This is a genomic window from Moorena sp. SIO3I6 (assembly GCF_010672095.1).
The window spans coordinates 1-2,678 of record NZ_JAAHHU010000602.1 but is presented as its reverse complement, the minus strand read 5'-3'; the positions used below and the strand labels follow the sequence as shown (position 1 = coordinate 2,678).

3 protein-coding genes are annotated in these 2,678 nt (G+C 42.7%); 1 reads left to right on the top strand and 2 read right to left on the bottom strand.

Going from position 1 to position 2,678, the window contains the following annotated elements; genetic code table 11:
- Positions 1 to 142 precede the first annotated feature (142 nt).
- On the top strand, positions 143 to 499 hold the full coding sequence (locus tag F6K49_RS40175; RefSeq protein ID WP_293106394.1) for a Mo-dependent nitrogenase C-terminal domain-containing protein: 357 nt from the start codon (positions 143 to 145) through the stop codon (positions 497 to 499).
- A 359-nt stretch (positions 500 to 858) separates the two neighbouring features.
- Here F6K49_RS40175 and F6K49_RS40170 read toward each other — a convergent pair whose 3' ends face one another.
- Both F6K49_RS40170 and F6K49_RS40165 read right to left on the bottom strand, forming a co-directional pair.
- Entirely contained in the window at positions 859 to 1,401 is a 543-nt protein-coding gene (locus F6K49_RS40170) for a proprotein convertase P-domain-containing protein (protein WP_293106390.1), read from the bottom strand.
- 1,060 nt (positions 1,402 to 2,461) lie between these two features.
- Positions 2,462 to 2,678: biliverdin-producing heme oxygenase (locus F6K49_RS40165; protein WP_293106385.1), on the bottom strand; the 217-nt coding region annotated here is incomplete at its 5' end.

Below are 2,678 nucleotides of genomic sequence, written 5' to 3'. Positions count from 1 at the left end.
ACCGCCAATATGGCAATACAGCGCAATAGTAATCGTGTTTGATTACTGGATGTCTACCTACTTAACTAGAACTCTGTAAAAGGCATTCCACAGTGATACCTTTGCTGAGGACTTTATTGATTAAATTTAGAGATGTATAGCCATGTTCACAACCAACAAGCAAAGTACTAATCCATCCCTCTCAGAGGTAGCTGATCTCAATAGCAGTCTCACTCCGCCTGAGCCACTGCCCAAAAAACGTGTTGACTTACTAAAACCTGTGCGCCAATGGCTGGATCAAATAGAAATTACAGATCAAACCCTAGCTAGATTCCTATCCAAAATTATTCCTGGTCAATGTCCCTTTGAGCGGGATTTAAAACTTTTCGGTCACTTAGTACTACACATCCCTCCCCTATGTAAGCTCAACCCTCTCTATGAGCAATTAGCTAGCCTGCGTTTCCGGGCTCTGTGTTACCTAGTAGATCACTGTGGGGAGGATATTCAATTTTACGCTTAAGAGGGGTATATAGCGCTACGCGCAAGTCAGAAGTCAGAAGTCAGAAGTCAGAAGTAAGCTATGAGTAAGTTTCGGAGTTTACAAATGTCTTAATCTGAATGCGTAGTGCTATACCCCTTGCTAGTTATGCTGAGCAAGGGGCTTCCAAGTTGACAGAAGACTGCCTGCTAAACACCTTTCGACCGCGAACAGGTCTTACGCCCCGACCTCAGAAGCACTCAGCCAAAATCCTCTGCTTTGCCTATGCATCACCTATGCATCACCTGTGGTGAATGGGAGAGTTACCAACTTGTCAACAGGAATTCCACCCAAGCATCAACAGATGGTGACAGCAATAATCACCAATTCCGATAGTAGCTTTAAGCAGATTGAGTATACCCCAAATCTAAGCTCCAAGAACCCAGGGAACCCGAGTCACCAGCCGCGTTATCTTTGATGATCAGCTGCCAGCTTCCAGCTGCAGAAAGACCATCAAATGCTGATAAGGATTCTACAGGGTGATAATTCCCACTAGGGACAACGGTATTAGCTCCAGCAGCTGCCTCAAAGTCCTCTGAATTGTGGTCATTGAAACTATAATCTCCCTTGATATCGCTGCTGTAGCCACTGGAGGAAAAGTTTGGTTTACCCGGTTGTTGGAACAAATCGACTACAATTCCGGTCTCCCCATGGCGTAAGCTCACTACTAGGTCACCTACCCAGGTGTGAACCATATTGTGTAGCTTGACGCTAACCTCCTTAACCTGGAAATTTTCCTTAACGATAATGTTATCCAGAAAGCTGCCTTTGCCATCAGGTATATCGCCACCAGAGCCTTTAAACGTTGTTATGGTATAATTATTGGTAGTAGAAAATTTTCCCTGTTGAGTTACCATTGCTGCATCTGAAATAGTTTGATTCATCGTTCGTTCTTTATTTGATTTTTGAAAATAACAATAGCTTCAAGAGCAATCGTGCTGCCGGAATGCTTGGCGATCGCTCAATGGCATTGCATAAGATACGCTACTCAGATCATGTCTGGGAGCATTGCTATTGTATATCTTGGCTAATTGCTAATAATTAATTGCTAATAATTAAGTGATAAGTAGTAAGTGGTAAGTGCTAAGAAAATTACTCCCGACCCATTACCCATTCTCCATTACCTATTAGCAAAACAACAACAACTATAAACACTACCGCGCACCACTGGAGGTGCGACCCGTGATGGCGAGCAATCCCTTGACCGTAGGTCACGCGGGGCGCGTTCGCCATCACGGAAAGCGCACCTAACACGAGCTCAGTTTTTCTTTCTTTTAAAGTATTGGTTTACCAAAAAAAAACTCCAATAAGCACCCCGGAATACCCTGCCCAAAATTGTTGCCCACCCTGACCTATTGGTACAGGGCGGGACTTCTTATGGTAGATCTTGAAAAGACTTACCTCAAAACCATTGACAGACTCTAATCTTGAGTCAATAGTAGATTGACTCAATTTCAATTTGCTGTGAAAGGCTTTGTCTTTCTGAGTAGTAGGGGTGTTAATTAGTAGGGGTCTTAATCTTGAAAACGTTTACTCCAGCTATTTAGGTTCTCTATTTCGGCTAGTCTTCACATTTGTGAATTACCTAAACCAAAAAAAAGGCTTCCTCCACAGCAGAAAAGCTTTGTTTGACGTATTTCGCCTTTTATTCTAAACAGGGAGGCTATGAATTTCAATCTGATCAGTTATATTTATGTTAATTTTATGTTAATTATTTTTAAAATTTTGCAACATTAGATTGTCAATTAGTAGTTAGTACTCAAAACGTAAGCATCCAGCCTAGCACATAAGCTAATCGCTGATAGCGATAGGCTGAATGCTTACCTCCAAACTACTAACTACTAATAACTAATCACAGGAGACGAGAGCTAATCGCCTTGATTTCTAGTTAAGGTGATTAGTCGCCACCCATCTTTGGTGCTAATCGCAGTTTGTGCAATAAGCTTACTCAGCTGTAGCTAGTTCTGTGCTGCCACGAACGCGACGACGGGTAAGGGTGTTGTATAGCATTATACCAATGGCTTTAATCAGGTTACCCTCCAGTTCCTGGAACATCTTCATATTCATGCCAAAGGCAGCATTAGCTTCTTCCACAATCCGATCCGCTGTGGCATCATCAATGGGTAGCTCATCCATGGCTTGGCGATACTTAGCCTTGAAT